This window comes from Butyricicoccus sp. AF35-5AC (assembly GCF_003477715.1).
GTDB lineage: Bacteria > Bacillota > Clostridia > Oscillospirales > Butyricicoccaceae > Agathobaculum > Agathobaculum butyriciproducens.
In genome coordinates this window covers 23,964-45,618 of the sequence record NZ_QUDX01000006.1, presented here as the reverse complement: position 1 = coordinate 45,618, position 21,655 = coordinate 23,964, and the positions used below count along the sequence as shown (strand labels likewise).

Annotated in this window: 22 protein-coding genes; all 22 read left to right on the top strand. The window is 51.3% G+C overall.

What is annotated here, in order from left to right; translation table 11 throughout:
* The first annotated feature begins 30 nt into the window (after positions 1-30).
* The 22 genes from DWZ82_RS09145 (at position 31) to DWZ82_RS09045 (ending at position 21,644) form a co-directional block, all read left to right on the top strand.
* Positions 31-3,087 (top strand): VirB4 family type IV secretion system protein, encoded by a 3,057-nt coding sequence (locus tag DWZ82_RS09145; RefSeq protein WP_118480332.1) that lies wholly within the window; start codon positions 31-33, stop codon positions 3,085-3,087.
* Between the two features lie 193 nt (positions 3,088-3,280).
* Positions 3,281-3,808 carry a DUF5697 family protein gene (locus DWZ82_RS09140; protein WP_025529812.1) on the top strand — a complete coding sequence of 176 codons (528 nt, stop codon included), beginning with the start codon at positions 3,281-3,283 and terminating at the stop codon, positions 3,806-3,808.
* Complete coding sequence (locus DWZ82_RS09135; RefSeq protein ID WP_118024156.1) at positions 3,809-4,471, top strand: DUF6100 family protein; 663 nt, start codon at positions 3,809-3,811, stop codon at positions 4,469-4,471.
* Positions 4,472-4,643: 172 nt separating this feature from the next.
* Entirely contained in the window at positions 4,644-5,729 is a 1,086-nt protein-coding gene (locus DWZ82_RS09130) for a hypothetical protein (RefSeq protein ID WP_118480330.1), read from the top strand.
* A gap of 17 nt (positions 5,730-5,746) precedes the next feature.
* The gene (locus tag DWZ82_RS09125) at positions 5,747-7,681 is read left to right on the top strand and encodes a VirD4-like conjugal transfer protein, CD1115 family (protein WP_080908581.1); all 1,935 of its coding nucleotides are present in this window, start codon (positions 5,747-5,749) and stop codon (positions 7,679-7,681) included.
* 34 nt (positions 7,682-7,715) lie between these two features.
* On the top strand, positions 7,716-9,212 hold the full coding sequence (locus DWZ82_RS09120; protein ID WP_118480328.1) for a S1 RNA-binding domain-containing protein: 1,497 nt from the start codon (positions 7,716-7,718) through the stop codon (positions 9,210-9,212).
* A gap of 194 nt (positions 9,213-9,406) precedes the next feature.
* On the top strand, positions 9,407-10,603 hold the full coding sequence (locus DWZ82_RS09115) for an AAA family ATPase (RefSeq protein ID WP_118480326.1): 1,197 nt from the start codon (positions 9,407-9,409) through the stop codon (positions 10,601-10,603).
* Between the two features lies 1 nt (position 10,604).
* Positions 10,605-11,252: an RloB family protein gene (locus DWZ82_RS09110; RefSeq protein WP_118480324.1), complete on the top strand. Its 648-nt coding sequence runs from the start codon at positions 10,605-10,607 to the stop codon at positions 11,250-11,252.
* Positions 11,253-11,375: 123 nt separating this feature from the next.
* Entirely contained in the window at positions 11,376-11,867 is a 492-nt protein-coding gene (locus DWZ82_RS09105) for a DUF4320 family protein (protein WP_243167434.1), read from the top strand.
* 8 nt (positions 11,868-11,875) lie between these two features.
* Positions 11,876-12,376, top strand: a complete 501-nt coding sequence (locus DWZ82_RS09100; protein WP_118480322.1) for a hypothetical protein — start codon at positions 11,876-11,878, stop codon at positions 12,374-12,376.
* 74 nt (positions 12,377-12,450) lie between these two features.
* Positions 12,451-13,020: a DUF6550 family protein gene (locus tag DWZ82_RS09095; RefSeq protein ID WP_118480320.1), complete on the top strand. Its 570-nt coding sequence runs from the start codon at positions 12,451-12,453 to the stop codon at positions 13,018-13,020.
* A gap of 80 nt (positions 13,021-13,100) precedes the next feature.
* Positions 13,101-14,798, top strand: coding sequence for a hypothetical protein (locus DWZ82_RS09090; RefSeq protein WP_118480318.1), 1,698 nt, complete (start codon positions 13,101-13,103; stop codon positions 14,796-14,798).
* The gene (locus DWZ82_RS09085; protein WP_118480316.1) at positions 14,770-15,282 is read left to right on the top strand and encodes a prepilin peptidase; all 513 of its coding nucleotides are present in this window, start codon (positions 14,770-14,772) and stop codon (positions 15,280-15,282) included. The genes DWZ82_RS09090 and DWZ82_RS09085 overlap by 29 nt, the downstream gene beginning before the upstream one ends.
* A gap of 12 nt (positions 15,283-15,294) precedes the next feature.
* On the top strand, positions 15,295-16,134 hold the full coding sequence (gene cpaB / locus DWZ82_RS09080; RefSeq protein WP_118024165.1) for a Flp pilus assembly protein CpaB: 840 nt from the start codon (positions 15,295-15,297) through the stop codon (positions 16,132-16,134).
* Between the two features lie 27 nt (positions 16,135-16,161).
* Entirely contained in the window at positions 16,162-16,956 is a 795-nt protein-coding gene (locus DWZ82_RS09075) for a hypothetical protein (protein WP_003499635.1), read from the top strand.
* The gene (locus DWZ82_RS09070; protein ID WP_118024166.1) at positions 16,949-18,325 is read left to right on the top strand and encodes a CpaF/VirB11 family protein; all 1,377 of its coding nucleotides are present in this window, start codon (positions 16,949-16,951) and stop codon (positions 18,323-18,325) included. Before DWZ82_RS09075 ends, DWZ82_RS09070 begins: the two co-directional genes overlap by 8 nt.
* Entirely contained in the window at positions 18,326-19,258 is a 933-nt protein-coding gene (locus DWZ82_RS09065; RefSeq protein WP_118024167.1) for a type II secretion system F family protein, read from the top strand.
* On the top strand, positions 19,255-20,133 hold the full coding sequence (locus DWZ82_RS09060) for a hypothetical protein (RefSeq protein ID WP_050624192.1): 879 nt from the start codon (positions 19,255-19,257) through the stop codon (positions 20,131-20,133). Before DWZ82_RS09065 ends, DWZ82_RS09060 begins: the two co-directional genes overlap by 4 nt.
* A gap of 185 nt (positions 20,134-20,318) precedes the next feature.
* Positions 20,319-20,465, top strand: a complete 147-nt coding sequence (locus tag DWZ82_RS15380; RefSeq protein ID WP_199667444.1) for a hypothetical protein — start codon at positions 20,319-20,321, stop codon at positions 20,463-20,465.
* A gap of 61 nt (positions 20,466-20,526) precedes the next feature.
* Positions 20,527-20,748 carry a DUF6133 family protein gene (locus DWZ82_RS09055; RefSeq protein WP_003499639.1) on the top strand — a complete coding sequence of 74 codons (222 nt, stop codon included), beginning with the start codon at positions 20,527-20,529 and terminating at the stop codon, positions 20,746-20,748.
* Between the two features lie 84 nt (positions 20,749-20,832).
* A complete protein-coding gene (locus tag DWZ82_RS09050; RefSeq protein ID WP_118480314.1) occupies positions 20,833-21,180 on the top strand; it encodes a hypothetical protein in 348 nt (115 codons plus the stop codon).
* Between the two features lie 47 nt (positions 21,181-21,227).
* Positions 21,228-21,644, top strand: a complete 417-nt coding sequence (locus DWZ82_RS09045; RefSeq protein WP_238117715.1) for a zinc-finger-containing protein — start codon at positions 21,228-21,230, stop codon at positions 21,642-21,644.
* Positions 21,645-21,655: the final 11 nt, after the last annotated feature.

The window sequence follows — 21,655 nt, the reverse complement described above, 5'->3', positions numbered from 1 at the left end:
GCCCGCCCGGCTTCGGAAACGAGGTTAATCATGAATCATAAAATCGACCGAGATACCTACATAATACCACCGAATTTCATCGAGTCAGGCACCTTCTTCGGTGGTATGTTCAAAGCCCGCAATGTGATTGAAGCCGGCATCCTGGCATTTGCCATTGGTGTGCCGGTTTTTTCATTGCTCCCTCTTGGCCTGACTGCCCGTATCATCGCTTTGTGCCTGACCGCACTGCCAGCAGCATTGGTGGCGCTTATCGGAGTTTCCGGTGAGAGCCTTTCCTCTTTTCTGCTGATTTTCATAAAGTACCTGCGAAACCGCCGCATTGTAGGCGGTAACAGCGCAGAAGATGCGGTTCCTGCGGCAGAGCATGGCGGCAAGCATATTAAAAAGAAGGCACACAAGCCCGATAAGGCTCCCAGGCGGTCACGGCGCTCCGGCAGAGAGGATTTCCCAGCGGAGTTTGATGAAGTTCGTAGCTACGAGATCCGCCAAAAACTCCGTCCTGTGAAAAAGCAGAAGCCTGCCAAGGAGAAGAAAGCCGCCAAGCAAAAAAAGAAGGTCTCCAAAGAGCGCAAAGTAAAACGCCCTATCCGCACTCAGGAGCCGAAGCCCGCCTGCCTTAACCCGGTAGCAGATTATCTGCCGATTTCCAAAATTGAAAACGGCATCATCTACACGAAGGACCACCGCTATGTCAAGGTCGTCGAGGTAGTACCCATCAATTTTATGCTGCGCAGCGCCCAGGAACAGCGGAACATCATCTATTCCTTTGTGTCCTACTTGAAAATCAGCCCCATCAAGCTGCAAATCAAGGTACTAACACGTCGGGCAGAGATCAACCGCCATCTGGATACCGTTCGGAAGGAGATGGAACAGGAGACCAATGAACAGTGTCTGCTCATGCAGGAAGACTACCTCCAGTTCGTTCAACAGATCGGTTCCCGTGAGGCAATTACCCGACGTTTCTTCCTGATTTTTGAATATGAGCCGTGGAGCAACACCAAGCGCTCTGATGAAGAAGGCGAGGCAATCAATGCCCTGCAAAGTGCAGTCCATACTGCTACCAACTACCTCCGTCAGTGCGGTAACGAGGTCATCGTTCCGGAAAACTGGGATGAGTTTACCGTAGATGTCCTCTATAACCTGCTCTGTAGAAATGAAAGTGCTGTAAAGCCGCTCTCCGTCCGGGCACAGGAGGTTGTGGCTGAGTACCTTGCCAAAGGGCGCGACAGTGAGATCGACCATATCCCTGCCACCGAATTCTGTGCGCCAAAAAGCATTGACTTCACGCATGGTCACCATATCTGCATTGACGGTCTGTATTATGCTTATTTGCTGGTGCCCTCTGATGGCTACAAAACGCAGGTTCCAGCCGGCTGGCTCAGTCTTATCGTCAATGCCGGTGATGGGATCGATATGGATATGTTCCTCTCCCGTCAGCCCAAAGAAACCATCATCCAGAAAGTCGGACAGCAGCTGCGTATCAACCGTTCCAAAATCAAGGACGCCAGCGACACCAACACCGACTTTGATGACATTGATGGCGCTATCCGAAGCGGGTACTTTCTCAAAGAGGGCCTTGCCAACAACGAGGACTTCTACTACTTGAATCTGCTGATTACCATTACTGCCTCCAACGAGGAAGACTTGGAATGGAAGGTCAGTGAAATGAAAAAGCTCCTGCTCTCACAGGACATGAACGCCTGCACCTGCCATTTTCGAGAGGAACAGGCGTTTTTATCTGCCCTGCCATTGGTGGCAATGGAAAAGAAACTGTATGAGCGGGGTAAGCGCAACCTGCTGACAGGCGGTGCGGCAAGCTGTTATCCCTTTACATCCTATGAGATGTGTGATGATAACGGTATCCTGCTGGGTGTCAACAAGTACAACAGTTCCCTTATTATCGTGGACATCTTCAATTCTGCGGTCTATAAGAACGCCAATATGTCGATCCTTGGCACGAGCGGAGCCGGCAAAACCTTTACCATGCAGTTGATGGCGCTGCGAATGAGGCGGAAAAATATCCCCATTTTCATTGTTGCGCCCCTAAAAGGCCATGAATTCCATCGCGCCTGCTCCAATGTGGGCGGCTCCTTTATCCAGATTTCACCGGCCAGTCCCCACTGCATCAATGTCATGGAGATTCGGCGGGTAGACCGCTCGGTGAATGAACTTCTGGACGGTCCAGGCATCCAGTTATCTGAACTTGCAGCAAAGATCCAGCAGCTCCACATATTTTTCAGTCTGCTGATCCCCGATATGTCTCACGAGGAACGACAGCTTTTGGACGAAGCCCTTGTTCGTACCTATAACACAAAAGGCATCACTCATGATAACGCCTCTTTGGAAGACCCTGCTCAGCCCGGCCAGTACCGTGAGATGCCGGTGCTTGGTGACCTGTACGAAATTTTGAAAACCTCCAAGGAAACGATGCGCATGGCCCACATCCTAAACCGTCTGGTAAACGGAAGCGCCAGCACCTTCAATAAGCAGACCAATGTTCGGCTCGACAACAAGTACACTGTTTTGGATATTTCCTCCCTCACCGGAGACCTGCTCACCGTAGGTATGTTTGTGGCGCTGGACTTTGTTTGGGACAGAGCCAAAGCCGACCGTACAGAAGAAAAAGCCATCTTCATTGATGAGTGTTGGCAGCTTCTATCCGGTGCCGGTGCTGCTGGTGTAAGATTGGCCGGCGATTTTCTTTTGGAAATTGCCAAAACCATACGCGGTTACGGCGGCGCCTCGATTTTTGCAAGCCAGGATCTTGCCGATTTCTTTGACCTTGACGGCGGCAGATTTGGTAAGGGCATCATCAACAACTCCAAGACCAAGATCATTCTGAATCTGGAGGACGACGAAGCCCAGCGGGTACAGGAAGCCCTGCACCTGTCCGATGCTGAAACAATGGAGATCACTCACTTTGAAAGAGGTCACGGTCTGATTTCTACCAATAACAACAATATTATGGTGGAGTTCAAAGCCAGCCCTCTGGAAAAGGATCTGATCACTACCGACCGCCGCGAGCTGCGTGAAATCGTAGAGCGAAAACGCCGTGAACAATCCACATCTGCCGAACAGCAGATATAACAATTTGAAAGGCGAGGTGATTCCCATGTGCAACTTTCCTGCCAGACGCCGCTATGCGTCTGCTTTGCGTCTGTATTACGCCTAAAAGCCAGTTTTGCCAGCCAGATCATCTTTTTAGCTTACACTGACTGGCTTTCCTTCCTATTTAATGCGTCTTGAATACGCCTATATTACGCCATTGGAGGTGATACCCATGAAGACCAGGGCTGAAATCTATGGAAATGAAGCTGCGGCTCTGCTGCGGATCGTCACGATGTATCCCGGTCTCAATATGCAGCAGCTTCTTTGCTTTCACCCTGGCAAAGAAGAAATCATCAAGACCCTGCTCTCCCATCTGCAAAAGCAGGGCCGTATTTTTCAAACTGATACAGGCGGTTACTTTCCATCTGGTTGGGCAGCAAAATCGGACAGCTCCCTGATACGGGCTGCCTGGGTACTCTTGGATTTTATCGGGCAGGTGGAATACCATGCTCCCGGTGATTTTCCGGTCAAGCTTATCTTCTTTGCAAACGGTGAACTATACGAAATCGTCTACGCAGCTTCCGGCCAGGAGGCCCTGATCAACCATGCGCTTCGGGATGACCGCAGCGGTGGACGCCGCATCATTTTGGTCGATAATCCGGAAGACATTCGCCGCATTGACTGCCCTGGCATTTCCGGTTTCTGCACCGTGGATGCAGCGGGCCAGGTGCATTACTTTAAAAAAACAGGAGGAACTTGATTGGAACGAAAAATCATCTCACACCGGATTGGAAGCATTCTTGATGATATATCCCGTTTGAGCAATGCTCTTTACGCGATGGATACCACGGATATTCAGCGCTATCCGGACAACTATGAAGTCTTATCCACTGATGCCGCCCTGCGGGCAGAGAAAATTGCCTGCAGGCTACGGCATTTGATATATTCCAGCACCACCATCCGCAAAGGCGATTACCTGACATCCGCCGGTATTGTACACGGAATTGAGGTTGTCTATGAGGACGGTGTACTGGAGGTCACCCTGCCTGGCCTGCTCCCAAAACGCAAGCAGAGGCAAAACACTGAGTTTCTGCTCGACCCGTTCTACTTCTCATTGGAGCAATACGCCAAAGAGCATCCCATGCCCCACTTCAGCGATTGTGTGGTGTGCTTTACGCAGGTTTATGACCAGTGCCTTCCCACCCGGCGTATCCGTGACTACGACAATCTGGAAGAAAAGCAGCTTCTGGATGTCCTCTCCACCTTCGTCATGGCTGACGATACCGGCCTGCTCTGCGATGCCTACAACACCGCTGCGCTGGGCGAAAAGGACTGTACCAGAATCAGTGTCATGGAAAAAAAGCGGTTTCCCGCCTGGCTTGCTGAGCATGAAAACACCCTAAAATCCATCTCGGATTTTTGAGCATTTTCAGCCATTGCTTGTCCGACCTGCCGCAACATCGTATTTCGCCCCGGATTTCGGGGCTTTTTTCTGTCGTTACACCACGGATTTTTACCGAAGTTCCTTGCAGTCTCGGTAAAAGCCACACACCACAAGGAGGTGATCACTTGGGAAATTCCCACAGCCAGACACGATGGCGTACAAGCTTCTCTCTCTGACTGCCATCTCCGGCGAGTTCCCCACAGACCAGCTTAACAGACTTCCCGGCAGTCCATATTATCTGGAGTCTGTTATCACTGCACTGAAAAAAGACGGGCTGCTGCGTACCTATTACCGGGATAAACTGCGCGGCTACCGTCTGGGGCCGCGAGCCAAAGCCACTCTACTGGATAGCCGACCGGACAGGTTTGCCAGCTACCTGACGGGAGATACCGACACCAACCGTTTGAAATGCGAAATTGACCGAAGACTCCGGCTACACCGCCTGGCAGAAACCTATATGACCATGGATAATGCGGGTGTATGTGTGTATCGGGATGAAAAACCGGCAATTTTTGCGCCGGAGGGTTACGCTGGCGGCAGGATTGTCTATCCTGCTTTTTTCAGTTCCAGAGAAGTGAAAGAAATGGGGATCGACACCACGAAGATCCGCAGTTCCCGCTCCACTGGAATACTCCTTGCGCCCTCCGGCATCTTCGTGACCTACAACAGCAGCAGCGCCCTGATGAAGTGGCGCTACAAATCGGAAATGCGGGTCAAGGCATTGATTTGGAGCGTAATCTGCCAACAGCGCCTGTCCCCACAGTTTCGCCATGAGGATGTTCATGGACTGATTCTGGGCAACAGCATGGATCTGGCTTACCAGATTTTGACCAGCACCGGAGGACGCAAACATGATTTCTTCATGCTGGATGGCAGCTATGAGCATTTTCTTTATCTTACCAACGACCATCAGGGGGAGGTGATACTTGCACTGTTGTGCGACCCTGGGAAAACTGCGGAGCTGGATCGCATTCTGCTCCAAGGTCTTACTGCGAGGCAGCCCGGACTGGCTATTGAGCATGACGGCATTTCACCGGATGGCTCACCAGTCCTATTTGGCTATTTCTGCGATCTGCCCCGTATCGCACGCTTTAACACCTCTCTCGAACTATCCGAGCGCCCGGGCACACTGATCTGCTTTGACTTCCAGGCAGAGGTACTTCGCAGCTACTGCGGTTCCCGGATGCGCTTCCAGACCATTGACTTCACAAAATTCGAGGGGAGGTTGTTCCCATAAACAAGAAAAAACTGATCGTGAGCCTGATTGCAGCGCCCTTTGCCATTCTTGCAATCCTATACGCAGGCGGCTTTCTGGCACAGCTTTTGGGTAACTATGCAACCTGGAAACAGGGCGGCGGTATTCCCGGCGATGGTACTTCACCGCTGGCCGCTTCGCCCGACTTCCTTCTCTGCCTTTCCTCTGTGCTCCGACCGCCTTATGGCGTGTATGGCATTTTGATCTGCATTGGCTTGTTAGCAGTGCTGCTCATCATGGTCATGCGCATGGGATATGGTGATGCCGGCGAGTATGATGAAGACCGTAATTTCTCCTACTCCGCCAAAGGCACTTATGGCACCTCCGGCTGGATGTCCCGCAAAGAAATGTCCGGCGTACTGGATCTGGTGCCCGATCTGCGCAAACACAAGGGTGTTGTACTGGGTATGCTGGATGGCAAAGCAGTCTGCATACCGGAAGATACCAGAATCAACAGTAATCTGGCAGTCTACGGTGCCAGTGGTTCCATGAAAACCCGTTCGTTTTGTATGAACCGTATCCTTCAGGCCACTGTCCGAGGCGAAAATGGCGCCGGAGAATCGTTGATCATCTGCGATCCCAAATCGGAATTGTACGAGAAGTCAAGCGAATTTCTCCGCAGCCGGGGCTATTGTGTCAAGGTATTCAACCTCGTTTCGCCTGAAAACTCAGATTCCTGGTGTTGCCTTGCCGAAGTTGAGGGACAGGAACTAATGGCCCAGCTTTTTGTAGATGTCATCATCAAGAACACCACGAACAACGGCAAGAGCGACCATTTCTGGGATGCCTGCGAGATGAATCTGCTCAAGGCCTTGGTACTGTATGTGGATCAAGGCTATGCGGAAGAAAACCGCAACATTGGCGAAGTCTACCGGCTGCTGACTCTCAATGGGGAATCCCAACTTGACACATTGTTCGAGGCGCTTCCTTCCACGCACCCTGCCAAAGCACCCTACAGCCTGTTCAAGCAGGCCAGCGACACAGTGCGAAGCGGCGTGATTATCGGTCTGGGCAGCCGCCTGCAGGTATTCCAGTCTGAGCTGATCAAAAAAATTACCGCTAAGAATGAGATCGATCTGGAGCTTCCGGGTCAGCAGCCCTGTGCCTACTTCCTCGTTACCAGCGACCAGGACAGCACCTTTGATTTTCTGGCCTCGCTGTTTCTATCTTTCTGCTTCATCAAACTGGTGCGATATGCAGACCACAACTGCGAGGGCGGCAAACTGCCTGTGCCCGTCCATATCCTTGGGGAAGAACTGACAGCGTGCGGCACGATCCCCGACCTCTCCCGCCGGCTCAGCGTAATACGCTCCCGGAATATCTCCATGTCCTGTGTGTTCCAAAATCTCGCAGGATTGCAGAACAGATACCCGCAGAATTTGTGGCAGGAGATCATTGGAAACTGTGACGCGCAGTTGTTTTTAGGCTGTACAGACCAGCTTACTGCCGAATTTATTTCTGCCAGGACAGGGCTTGCCTCTGTAGCAGTATCCAGTAAATCCAAACAGCTGGGCACCTGGCGTATCTCCAACTATACACCGGAGTTTCGTGAGACCTCCGGTGTTGGAAAACGCCCTGTACTTACTCCTGATGAAGTCCTGCGGCTCCCGCTGGATCAGGCGCTCATCATCATCCGCGGCAAGAAGGTTCTGCAGGTAGACAAAATGGATTACTCCAAACACCCGGAAGCCAAGTACCTGCGTTCCTGCAAAGCATCTGCCCATGTACCGGAATGGCGCCGCTTGGAAGAAGAAGACGCCAAAACACCGCAGCCCGCGCCGAAACCGGCTCCTGCAGCAAAGAAACCGGCAAAGCGCAAAGCCACCAAGCCGGCATCCCCCACGGATAAATCACCCAAAGAGGCTCCGGCCCCTAAATCTGCCGGTACGCCGGAAGGCATTATCACCGCAGACAAGGATTCCATCCTGTCTTAAACAAAACTATCAAATTCATAGGAGGTTTTAATCTATGGCAACCAAGAAAAAAGAACTTCTGGAACAGGACGCTCCTGTTACCGAAACCGTTATGTCGGAAGGCGAAACTCTGCCGGCCGATACCGCTCAACCTGAATCCCTTCCTGCTGACACTGGCGATGGTCTGGATTTGAATGAACTGCTGGGGCAGATGGATCAGCCCCTGGAGGATACCTCTGCCGAAGATATGGCTGAAGATCCCCTTCCTGAGCTCACCGAGGAGGAAATGTTCGGGGATACGCCTGCTGAAACAGATGATCAAAGCACTGCTCCCACTGATATGCCGGAAGACTCTGATGTGCAGCCGCCTGATGTTTACGAAAATAACGCCGACGCTGTGCAGGAAGCCCCTGCACCTCCCAAGCCCAAGCGTACCAGCCGAAAGAAGAAAGAAGCAGTTGCTCCTGAAGAAACTGTCACAGAGGAAGTTCCTGCCGAAACAACAGAGTCGGCGGATACAGCCGACTCTATTCTTGATACGGAGGAACCTGCTGTGGAGCCTGACGTTCCTGCCGTGGAGGAAGCCGCCGCTCCTGCCCCCACTCCTTCTCCTCCCCGGCGCCAGCCCCGCCCCCAGCGCGGCGAGGCCCCCGTCCTTACCATCCGCAGCCGGGATGATGTCGAGACTGCCGAAGACCGTGATGATGTAATCTGGCATGAGATCCATAATGCCTACCGCACCCGCAAGATCATCACCGGCAAGCTGGGCGGCATTGAACAGCTGGACAACCGCAAGACGGTGGCAGTTGTGGATTACAAGGGGTTCCGTGTCATTATCCCTATCAAGGAAATGATGATCAATCTGGGCCGCAGCCCTTCCGGTCAGGAATATACCGACCTTATGCTGCGCCAAAATAAAATCCTCGGCAACATGCTCGGCGCTGACATTGACTTCATCGTGCGTGGTATCGACTCCAAAACCCGCAGCGTAGTTGCCAGCCGCAAGGAGGCCATGCTGCGCAAACGCCAGATTTTCTATCTGGATACGGATGCTGCCGGTATGTACCGTGTCTATGAGGGCCGCATCGTCCAGGCGCGTGTGATTGCAGTGGCCGAAAAGGTTGTGCGCGTGGAAGTTTTCGGCGTTGAAACCTCCATTCTTGCCCGTGACCTTGCCTGGGACTGGATCGGTGACGCCCATGAGCGTTTTTCCGTAGGCGACGAGGTGCTGGTCCGTATTCTCAGCGTGCGGCGCAACAGTTTGGAGGACTTGGGCATCAAGGCTGACATCAAGAGTATTTCCGAGAACACCGACAGGGACAACCTGCAGAAGTGCCGTATCCAAGGCAAGTATGCCGGCCGTGTCACAGATGTCCACAAGGGCGTTGTCTATGTGCGTCTCTCCAATGGCGTCAATGCGGTAGCCCATTCCTGCTATGACTACCGGATGCCCGGCAAAAAGGACGATGTATCTTTTGCCGTCACCCGTCTGGATATGGAGCGGGGTGTGGCCGTAGGTATTATTACCCGGATCATCCGTCAGAACCTGTAAGCAAAGTGCCTGGGAAGCAGCGGCGAACTGTTTCCCAGGCTTGCTTTTTATCATTACCGAAACTCCCACCGCATATCCTCTCCACGCGACTGTTCTCTTAAATCCTCTATATAGATTTTTATTTTTCGTTTGCGTTGATTTTTCACAAAAATGCGGATATAATATATTATAGCAAGGATTTAGGAGGTTGTTTTATGCTGATTCAATTTAGTGTAGAGAACTTTCTCTCTATCAAAGATAATGTCGTGTTATCCCTGCTTGCCAGTAAGGATAACGAACATCCAGAGCACCTGATTGTGGACGGAAACAAAAAGCATTTGAAGTCTGCCGTGATTTACGGCGCCAATGCTTCCGGAAAGTCCAATGTCTTGAATGCGTTTTGGTTCATGGTAAATTATGTGCTGACTTCGCATAACCAGCAGCTCCACAAAACCATTGAGCGTTCGCCGTTCAAGTTTGACCGGGAAACACCCTCTCGCCCCAGCAGCTTTGAGGTCATCTTCACCACAAATGGCATCCGATATGCGTATGGCTTTTCTGTAACAGACAAAGCTGTTATCGAAGAATATCTGTATTACTATCCCAATGGCAGGCAGGCACTCATTTTTGAGCGAAAAGACACAAAAGATTTTCGCTTTACCGTTGATATCGATGAACAAAACACTCTCAAGGATCGCACTTCGGCCAACAAGCTCTATCTGTCTGTCGCATCAAACTGGAGCTATTCCAAAGTGATTCCGGTTCTGGAATGGTTTGCTTCCTGCCAGATCATCACGAAAAATTCTGTTGCAGACGCCTACGGCCTTGAAGCAGAACAACTCAAAGATGATGACTACCGGCATGTGATCGCCTCTATGCTGCGTGTTGCAGATTTTGGCATACAGTCCCTTCAGATGCGTGATGCAGAACCCGCTCCTTCTCAGCGTAATGATATCTTTACCAATATTGAGGCCATTCACACGGTACAGGATACAGAGGGAAATACTTCTTCCTACGCGCTGAACATGGCAGAGGAATCTGATGGCACCAACAGTTATTTCAAACTGATCGGTGTTGTAAAAAAGGTGCTGGATGAAGGAACGCTTCTTGTCGCTGACGAGATGGACGCTCATCTGCATCCTCTTCTGACAAAGCATCTGGTCTCGCTTTTTAACAGCGTGGAGTTCAATCCAAATGGAGCCCAGTTGATTTTCACATCACACAACACCAATCTTCTTGACCTGGATGTGCTGAGGAGAGATCAGATTTGGTTTACCGAAAAAGACGAGCAAACAGCGGCTACCGATCTGTTCTCCCTTTACGATTTTTCCATCCGCAAGGATGCCAAGGTGGAGAAGGGCTATCTGATTGGCCGTTATGGTGCGATCCCCTTTATCAAGGGAGGGCTGTAAAATGGCACGTGGAAAAATTGAAAAGCGTGGACAGCGACGCAGAAAAATAAAGCCTGTCATTCTGATTGTGACGGAGGGCTCTCAAACTGAGCCTAAGTATTTTGAACACTACCGCAACCGTCAGACAAACATTGATATTCGTGTGGTCGGCAGCCGTACCAGCGGAGGTGAAACTGATTACCTCAGCCTGATCAGGAAAGCCGTGGAATATCAGAACAAAAATCAGATTTCCGTATCAGAGGGAGACTCTGTATGGGTAGTTGCAGACGGCGATGTGAACTACAACAACCCTGACCCCATCACTGCAAAGGACAGTCTGCTCTCCAAGGCAAGGAAAATGGCAGATGCGAAGGGGATTCAGATTGCACTCTCTAATCCCTGCTTTGAATTTTGGTATCTGTTGCATTTCCAGTACACCACCAAATTTTTCAAAGACTACCCCGCAGTGAAAAACGCATTGACCACTTATCTCCCTGATTATGAGAAAGCTGGCGATGTATATACCCAGTTAGCAGAACATACAGCCATTGCGATTCAGAACGCCAAACGTGTAGAGCAATACCATCTTCAAAATGACAGCAGCAAACCGTTTGGAATTGCTGTCAATCCATTTACCGACATCCATCAGCTGGTGGAATCACTGCTGTAATGTTTCAAAGAAACATGGTTGGCACAAAATTGTCTCTACATTGGCACAGTCCTGCCCTTTCGCCGTAAATCCATATCTGTTATACTTGGTACAGTCAAAACTTTGCATAGCAGCCGCTCCGGTTTGGAGCGGCTGTTTTCAATTTCAGTAAAGGTGGTGGTTTCTATTCTCTTTCAAAAAGCCCGGAAAGTGCTGAACAACGAGCGGGGCGAGGCCAACTATTTCAGTACGGTGGTCTTCATCTTCATCGCTGTCCTGCTGCTGGCCTTCATTATTGACCTGTTCAGCATCATTTCCACCAAGCAGGAACTTGACCATGCCGCCGATCAGATGGTCAAACAGATCCAGCTTTCCGGCGGCGTCAACGGCGAGACCGATGAGCTGTTTGAATTTTTGAGTTCTCAGATCGAAGGAGCCGAAAATATTTCCTACTCCATTGACGCTACCTACACATCACCCAGGCCATCCGGTATGACAAATGCCATCCAGTTGGGCACCCCCTTCTTCATTACCATCGAGGGAGATGCCAAACTGGGCGGGTTCTGGAATTTTGACTTGGTAAACATCACAGTGGTTGCCCGTGGCAGCGGCGTCAGTGAGCACTACTGGAAGTGAGGTGACCTATGAAACGCATATTCCTGCGGCTGAAACAGCCGCTGCGAAACGAACGGGGCGAGATCACCTTTTTCGCCTGCTTTTTTGTGGTAGGTATCGTGATGCTGATTTCCTTCCTGCTCCTGTACGCTTCCATCCGGATCACCTGCATCAACATCCGCAACGGCGCTAAAATGGAGTTAAATAACCTTAGCGGCACGATTTATGCAGATACCTACCGTTCCCAGCGTGAAACCAACTTTGAAGAGTACCTAAATACCCTTTACTCCAGCAGTGACTATACCGACATGCTGGAGGCTACAGTGGCAGGCGGCCTGGACTCCAAGATTCCGCTTTCAACGGAGGATTACAAGGTTTCCGACATCAGTCTGGAGTTCAATGTAGAGGATGGACGGGTTGAGTACATCTTTTACTGTGACGTGGAGTTCTATGTGCAGATGTTCGGCCACAGCTATCCGGCTATCACCCAACGGGTGGAGCTGACAGGCTACCACAACACAAAATTCTAACAATACTGTTGAAAGCCCGGCACATTCTACCGTATAGGCTTTATATAACAGCAAAAAAGGAGTGTATGTAAAATATGAAGAAGTTTTTCCAATCCAAAGGCTTTATTGTTTCCTCGCTGGCTCTCCTCTGCGTCACTATTCTGGGTGTCTGCTGGTTCGTAAGCCGCGACCGTACCGGAGATTTTAGACCGGATGAATCCCCACCCAGCAGCGTCACCGGCGATTGGTCAGATGGTGGCACACAGACAGATGGTGATAATGGAGCAGATGCTTATGCTCCCGGCCAGTCCACAGATGCCGAAGAAGAATATCCCAAAGTAACCTCCCAAACGGAGGATGAGGTTGTGATCGACTTCACCGATACTGAAAAGTTTGAAGAAACGCCTCCTCCGGTGCCGGAAGGTAAGACCGAAATCAAAGATCCTGGTCAGGAGCATACCATCAATCCCGACCCGTCAGTTCCGGAGGTTACTACCCCGCCCGCCGAGCAAACGCCGCCCAGCACTGAACCGGCTCCAGGCTCCAGCAATGGAAATGGAGCTATATACGATCCGGTGTTTGGCTGGGTTGTTCCCGGCAATGTACAGCAGTCCACCGGTGACAGCGATGGGGATCTGAACAAACAGGTCGGCAATATGGGCTGATTTACTACAACTGAATATGGCACTACTTGGCCGTCACAGGATTGTGGCGGCCTTCCTATTTTCAAAAGGAATGGAGCGTGATGTATTTGAAACGACTTCTCGCCTTCCTATGCTGCTTTACCCTTGTTTTCTGTCTATTCCCCTCCTCTGCCTTTGCAACGGGCGGAAATGGAAACATAGATGGCGGCGGTGGCAGCATGGGTCACGGCACAAGCAGCAACTTCTGGAACTCAGGCAACGATGGCGTCCGCATTACTGTTGTTGACGCATCCAGCGGAACTGCCGTATCTTCTCCGCTAGACTTTTCAAACCGGACGCAGAAGACCAGTCTTCTCCATTTTGGGAAAGTCAACAAACTGCAATACCTGGGCGGCGCCGGCCTGTCCCTCCAGTCCGGCGCTGCCTATTCCTGCATTAGACCTACACAGTCTATGCCCACAATCGTCAGCAGCAAGGGGCAGAGCAACATCGAAGCCATCAAACGGTATTTCTGTTCTGAATATGCGTGCATGATGCTCGCTCAGGCAGCCGGAGTCGATTATGAGCGGATGATTGCCGGCGAGTACAAGCTGCTGATCGAGCCCATTGCCTATTTCACGCACAACGGCCAGTATTACTGTATGACAGCTACTGAAGCCGGCCTGTATGATCAGATGTCCGGCGGCAATCTGCGGAAAACCATGACCTCGCTTACCCATAAAAATCTGCCGCTGTCAATGTTCCTGGAATTCAGCGACCTTGGCATCTCCGCCTGGACAGGCAGCACCACTGGAAAGCAGAACAATTCCGACATCATCAGCACCCTTGGCGTTGGTATTGTCTGGTTTGATGAAGCTCCGCCGGAAGGAGAAATTGAGACCCCTGATGTCGAATACCGAGTAGATACGGATGTGATCACCGCCGTCACACTGCGGACAGATCAGGATTTGACGCCAGATAATCCGGCATCGGTTACCTTCCATATTCTCGGCACCACCTACCGGGTCAATGATATAGTGATCCCAGCCGGTGACAGCCAGGTAGTCTGGGTCAAATGGCATACCCCCTCTACCCCACAGACCGTGACCATTACGGTATCTGTCAGCGGCGCCTATACCGCTCAGGATACCTTTGTCGCAAAAATCGTGGATCTGAATGAGCACATTCCACCTGACCCTGTGGCAACCGACACGAATCCCGGCTACTCTGTGCCGCCCCTGCCCAGTGAAACGCAGAAGCTCACTGCCAACTGGGGCGTCTGGAGCTGCTACTGGGTGCCTGTATGGGTATGGTGCGACCACGGTGAAGATGGCGGGCACTGGGTTGATGAAGGATATTGGGAATACGAATATACGGGCTACTCCGCTTCCATCAGCGGCGAGATGTCCCTAATGCCAGACGATATTGTACCCACAGCATCCGGCAAGACGATGAAAAGCGGGTACGGCGTTAAAACCGAAGTGCGGGCAACGCTGTCCACAGATGCCCCGACCAGCCACATTACTTATCCCCAAACTGCTTTTTCCGTATTTCCTGAGTTCCAGTATCAGACCTATCTGCGGCTTCTGCAGCGTTCCGGCGGCCAAAGTGCAAAATTCATCTTCAAGCCCAACGAATTTTCCACCTATGACCGGACAGTGCATTTCACACCGCTGTGGTTCCCCGATGCCACCGACTACACCATCTATACACAGGTGTGGGATACCTGGACTCCTGACGGCATGTTATCCATCAACCTAAATGACTATGTTTCGATCCAAGGGAGCCTTTATGATGACTGGTATACCAATCGAGAATAACCTCTGGACAGCTTACCTGCTTACCATATTTTTTGTGGTGGCCGGCTTTGCTGTCTACGATGTGCTTTACAGACGGGTGCCTGACCGGGCACTCGTCTTTTTTATCCCCTTAGCTGCCCTGGCGCCGGTCCTGCAGGGGTATTTCCTGTTAAATCATGGGCTCCCGCCGCTCTTCCTCTGGCCGGTCGCTACCCATGCCCTGGTAGGTGCCCTGCTCGGCTTTTGTATTCCATTGGCAGCTGCACTGGCAACAAACGGCACCGGTCTGGGCGGCGGGGATATCAAGTTCTGCGGGATATTAGGGCTGGTCTATGGCCCTTCCGGCATGGCGCTGGTCTTTCTGACTGCCGCTGTTATCGCAATGCCTGTGATCTTTCTTCTCAGGCGGCTTTATCGAACTGGGCAGCCCCTTGCTATCCCGTTCCTGCCATTTCTCGCCTGTGGCTGCTGTACAGCGACCCTGGCCCAACTATTTTTAAGATAGGAGACAACGCTTATGAAACTGAATAACCGATTCATCTTCGGTATCCTCTCTCTGCTGTTGGCGGCAGTTATCGCCTTTGTGGCACTTCCAACCATCGCCCGTCAGACCAATGGAAAAGAGGAAATCGTCCGTATCACCCAGCCGGTATTGAAAGGCGAGCAAATCTCGTCAGAAAATGCCGAGGTGGTTGAGGTAGGCGGCTATAACCTCCCCTCCAACATCGCCCATCAGCTCTCCGATGTAAATGGTCTTTACGCTACCGCCGACTTGGCTGTGGGTGACTATATCCTTACCAGCAAGATCAGCTCTGTACCGGTTTCGTCCGATGTGGCGCTCAACAGCATCCCTTCCGGTAAGGTTGCTATCTCGCTGACCGTTAAAACACTTGCTTCCGGCCTCTCTGACAAGCTTCAGCCCGGTGACATCATCCGTATTTACCACTTTCTTGATACGGCGGCCGAAGTACCGGAACTGCGTTTTGTCAAAGTATTGTCCGTCACAGACTCAGACGGCATCAATGTGGATAATGCCAAGGAGCCCACGGAGGATGAAGAAAAGCAGCAGTCAGCCACCATCACTGTGCTGGCAAGCCCTGAACAGGCGAAGATCATTACCGGTCTTGAAAATGACGGCGTAGCTCATGTGGCTCTTATCTCCCGCAACAATGACAAACTGGCAGATGAGCTGCTTGCCGAGCAGGATAAGACTCTGCAGGAAATCTACTTCCCCGAAACTTTGATTGAGGAAGAAGCTGCAGATGCGGAAAATTCTGACGCTGAAAGTGAACCCCAGGAAACGGAAACTGCAGAGTCTGCACAATCCACTAATGAAACTGCACCCTCGGCAGAATAATCAAATCAAGGAAGGAGGATCTTCGTTATGGGTAAAGTTATCACCGTCTGGGGAAGCCCCGGCAGCGGCAAATCCATGTTCTGCTGTATTCTGGCCAAAGCCTTGACCCGGGACAAGCGGAAAGCCATCATTATCAATGCCGATATGAATGTCCCTATGCTGCCGGTCTGGCTGCCGGAACAGATCATCCAGACCAATACCTCTATCGGCCAGGTTTTGAGCAGTGTGGAGATTGACACATCTCTGGTTGCCAGTCATGTGACAGTGCTGAAAAACTATCCCTTCATTGGGATGATGGGCTATGCGGCAGGAGAAAACCCGCTGAGCTACCCAGAGGTCAAATATACTATGGTACTGCAGCTCATTCATGCTGCCGCCAAACTGGTAGATTTCGTCATTCTGGACTGCAGCACCAGCATGACCAATGTGTTCACTCCCGCCGCTATTGAAGCCGGCGATGTGGTCATCCGTATCCTCACCCCGGACCTAAAGGGCATCAACTACCTGAAAGCCCATCAACCTCTGCTTGTGGACGAGCGCTTCCGGTTTTCTGAGCATATGACATTCGCCGGTCTGGCACGCCCCTTCCACGCCTTGGATGAAATGGGCTATATCATTGGCGGGTTTGACGGCCTGCTTCCCTACAGTAAGGAGATCGACCGCTGTGCTACCGAAGGCGGTATGTTCAAGGCTATCACCTACTGTAACCCCAAATACACTGCTTCACTGAACAAGGTACTGGAAATTCTGGAGCAAATGGAACTGGCCGAGCAGTCAGAGGATGATGCGGCGTATGAATGTGAGGAGGATGCCGATGAGTAATTTGAATGATATATTCTTCACACCGGCCGCCAATCAGGAGCTGACCTATGACCAGGTACTAGAGGATGTACAGCGGTATTTTGCCGAAAACCATGCCTCCACCATTGCCGAAGCTGGGGAAGGCAATGCAGAGCGTGCCACAAGTCTGCTCAAAGAACTGATGGAACACTACATTGTCAAGCGAAAGTATGCCCTTGACGGGCTCTCTACAAAAGAACTGTGTTCCAAGCTCTATGAAGACATGGCCGGCTACTCCTTTTTGAAGAAATGGATCTATAAGCCCGGTGTTGAGGAGGTCAACATCAACGCCTACAACGACATTGAAGTGATCGAATCCAGTGGGCGTAGCATCAAGATCCCTGATAAATTCAGTTCGCCCCAGCACGCCATCGATGTGATCCGCAGGATGCTCAACGCCTGCGGCATGGTCATTGATGACACCATGCCCAGCATTGTGGGATTTCTGGACAAGAACATCCGTATTTCGGTGGATAAAACTCCCATTGTGGATGCGGATGTAGGCGTCAATGCCTCCATCCGTATTGTCAACCAGCAGACCGTCAGTGAAGAAAAACTGCTGAACTCCGGCAGTGCCACTGCTGAAATGCTTCACTTTCTGACTGCCTGTATCCGATATGGGGTGTCCGTCTGCATTGCCGGCTCCACCGGCTCCGGCAAAACCACGATCATGGCCTGGCTGCTGTCCAATGTGCCCAATAACCGGCGCCTTATTACCATTGAAGAAGGCAGCCGCGAATTTGATCTGGTCAAGCGGGATGCGCAGGGCAATATCCTTAATTCCGTAGTACATCTGCTGACCCGCCCCAGCGAGAACCCTGCGTTGAACATCAATCAGGATTTTCTTCTGGAGCGGGTGCTGCGTAAGCATCCAGATGTCATCGGTGTAGGTGAAATGCGGTCAGCGGCAGAAAGCCTGTCCGCAGCCGAAAGTTCCCGTACCGGCCATACTGTATGTACCACTATCCACTCCAACTCCTGCAACAGTACTTACCGCAGGATGATGACCCTTGCCAAACGCAAGTACAACATGGATGACTCCATCCTCATGCAGATCATGGTAGAGGCGTATCCCATCATCGTCTTTACCAAGCAGCTGGAGGACCGTTCCCGTAAGATCATGGAAATCATCGAGGGCGAGGACTACCAGGACGGGCGGCTGATCGCCCATTCCCTATACAAATATGAAGTGGAAGACAATGTAACTGATGACCGTGGTGAAACCCGTGTGGTGGGGCACCATAAAAAAATCGGCTTGATCTCCGATTCCTTAAAGAAAAGGCTATTGGACAATGGCATTTCCAACAAGGAATTGGACGAATTCATGCAGCCGCCAAAGGAGGTGGGGTAATTGCAATGGATCTATCTTATCTGTTTTATCCTGATCAGTGCTGGGCTTTTGGCTCTGTTTGGTGTGAAGCCGGGTGATTTTATTGATGCCCTCTTCCGCTCCCAGCGAAAATCCGCCACCTTGTCGGATGAACTGAATGTTCTTCTGGGCACACCAGCCAAGGGCTTTTTTAATCAGGATTACGAACTGAAACAGATCTTGAAGGGCACCGGACGGGCGGACCGCTATGAGGCAATAAAACGACTGTCTCTGATCCTGTTCGCTGTGGGGGCTGTACTTGCCCTTTTGATTGGGAATGTGTACATGGTGCCCATTCTGGGTATCGGTTTTTCCCTTATACCAATCTGGTATCTGCGCAGCACTGCCGCCAGCTATAAAAAGCACCTGAATGAAGAACTGGAAACCGCTATTTCCATCATCACGACTTCCTACCTGCGCACCGAGGATCTGATCCGTTCTGTCAAGGAAAACCTGCCCTATATCAATGAGCCGGTAAAAGCCAACTTTGAAGCCTTCGTTTATGAAGCGGAACTGATCAATGCCAACATCACCAGCGCTATCAACAGCCTGAAGATGAAGATTCCCAACCGGGTCTTCCATGAATGGTGCGGCACCCTCATCCAGTGCCAGTCCGACCGCAGTATGAAGAATACCCTTCCTACCATCAACCAGAAATTCTCCGATGTGCGTGTGGTGCAGTCGGAACTGGAGGCAATGATGCAAGGGCCGCGGCGTGAAGCCATCACCATGATATTTCTGGTTATCGCCAATGTGCCGCTGCTCTATTTCTTGAATGAGGATTGGTTCCACACCCTTATCTTCACCACACCGGGCAAAATTGCACTGGCGATCTGTGCAGCCATCATCCTGTTTGCGCTGACCCAGATTATGAAACTGAGCAAGCCCATCGAATATGGAGGTGATAGCGTATGACTTTTCTGGCGCTCATCGCCATCATCTTCTTCGGTTTTGCTGTCTACAACCTGACCTGCGCCTTTGTGGACATCCCGACCAAGAAGACCTCACAAATGATGATGCTCTCCCGCAAACAGCAGGGCACCAAAAACGAAAAGCTGCTTGATGTCTATGTGACAAAAATCGCCGGTTGGATCGCCCCTTATTTGCGGCTGGACCGGCTCAAGCGCAATAAGGTACAACGCGCTCTGGACATTGCAGGTCTGCAGCTTACCCCAGAGGTCTATACGGCCAGAGCCTGGGTAACTGCAGGGGCAGTCGGCCTGTGTGCCATCCCCATGGCATTTCTTATTCCGCTGCTGGTGCCTATTTTGATTGGTCTTGCGGTGGCACTGTGGTTTTCAACCTACTATGCAGCCTTTGATTTTGTTAAAAAGCGCCGCAAGCTGATCGAGGGCGAGATTCCCCGATTTGCTTTGACCGTCGGCCAGAGCCTTGAAAATGACAGGGATGTACTTAAAATTCTGACTTCCTACCGCCGTGTAGCTGGGAAAGACTTCGGCGCCGAACTGGATCAGACCATTGCTGATATGAAGACCGGCAACTATGAAAATGCCCTCATTCGATTTGAAACCCGCATTGGCAGCCCCATGCTGTCCGATGTGATCCGTGGCCTGATTGGTGTCCTGCGCGGTGATGACCAGCGGATGTACTTCAAAATGATTACCTTCGATATGCGTCAGATCGAGCAGAACAATCTGAAAAAGGAAGCTGCCAAACGTCCCAAAAAGATCCAGCGTTACTCTATGATGATGCTGATTTGTATTATGATCATCTACCTGGTGGTGCTCTGTACCGAGGTTATGAGTTCGCTCGGGGCGTTCTTTGGCTAATCGGCATCCGCCACGGTACTTCCAGGCGTTTTCATACCTGCTCCTCATATGGAAGACAGATACACAGGGAGGTGAGCGTTTGTACCCAAGCGATTTTCCATAGCGGCAGGCACATCATTTCTTTTCATCTGAACTGAGCCGGACTGTTTCATCAGCCCGGCTTCATTTTTTACAGGAGAATGTCTATGCCCAAAAAGAAATTTTATCCGCCGAATGATACCGGCACCAAAAAACGCCGCTTTCGTTGCTTGCTGTTCCAGCGGCCTAAAGCATATCCGAACCGGCCCCGTTCCAACAAAAACAATCGGATCAAGCCTATCCGCCGCGCTTAACAGACGGTGGACTTGATATACCTATCCACTCAATCATCAAACATATAACAGGAGGTTACCCATGAGAAAATTCACGACCCGTATCTATACCAAAGCCAACTATCTGCTCAACCGCGGCCGTATGGCATTGTCCAATCAGCGCGGCGATTTTTACATTTCGGACGCCGTCAAGATCATTATCGCCGTAGTTTTGGGTGCGCTGCTCCTAGCGGCTCTGACCCTCATCTTCAACGATACGGTCATCCCCCGCATCACTGAGGAGATTGAAAGTCTGTTCTCCTAAGCACCAAATCAGGGGCCAGTTTGCAGAACTTCTGCAGCTGGCCCCCTTTTTTATTTGCAGATAACGAATAACGGAGGTGAAAGCATGAATCAAAAACCGTGTCAGTTCTATTCCTTTCTGCAGGCAGTCCGGGGTAACTGGCGTAACGCCCTGTTCATCCGCTGCAGTGGTTCACTTTGTCCAATGATCCGGCAGGCATCCTGTGAGGGGTTCCTGATGGCAGCAGACGCAAGCTGTCAGCCGATCTTTCTGTCCGTCCAGACAGTACGGAAGCTGAGTGGAGAAGCAGTGGCCCCCGAAGAATGCTCTGCAATTCTGGAGTGCCGCTCGTTCCGGACTGCTTATACCAAGTTTCTGGAATGGCATACCTCTTCGGACCATGTATGTCCGTTTTTACAGCTATGCCCAGACCGGGATACCTACTTCGGATGATTCTGCCTGTTAAGACGCAATGCCGCCGTCATCGGCGCGTAATGGAGGTGATTTTATTGAAACAAAAGCAAATCAAATGTCCTTATTGTCATGCTCACGCTTCTCTTCGGCCTGCAAGCCTTGTGTATGGATCTACTCCACAGACCAGAGGAAAATTCCTGTATGTCTGCGACAGATGGCCGGCCTGCAATGCCTATGTCAGTGCTCATGAGCGCACATTGCTCCCCATGGGGACACTGGCGAATGGCGATCTGCGCCACAAACGCATTCTGGCCCATCGTGCCCTAAAAAAACTGCAGCAGGACTGCCATATGGAAAAATGGGAGGTCTATATCTGGCTACAAGCCAAACTGGGGCTGGATGCACACCAGACCCACATCGGCCAGTTTTCCGAATATATGTGCGAGCAAGTCATTTCCCTCTGTCAGCAGGCTCCGGCGTACACATCCGGGCGTGCTGCCTGAACGGAGGTGAA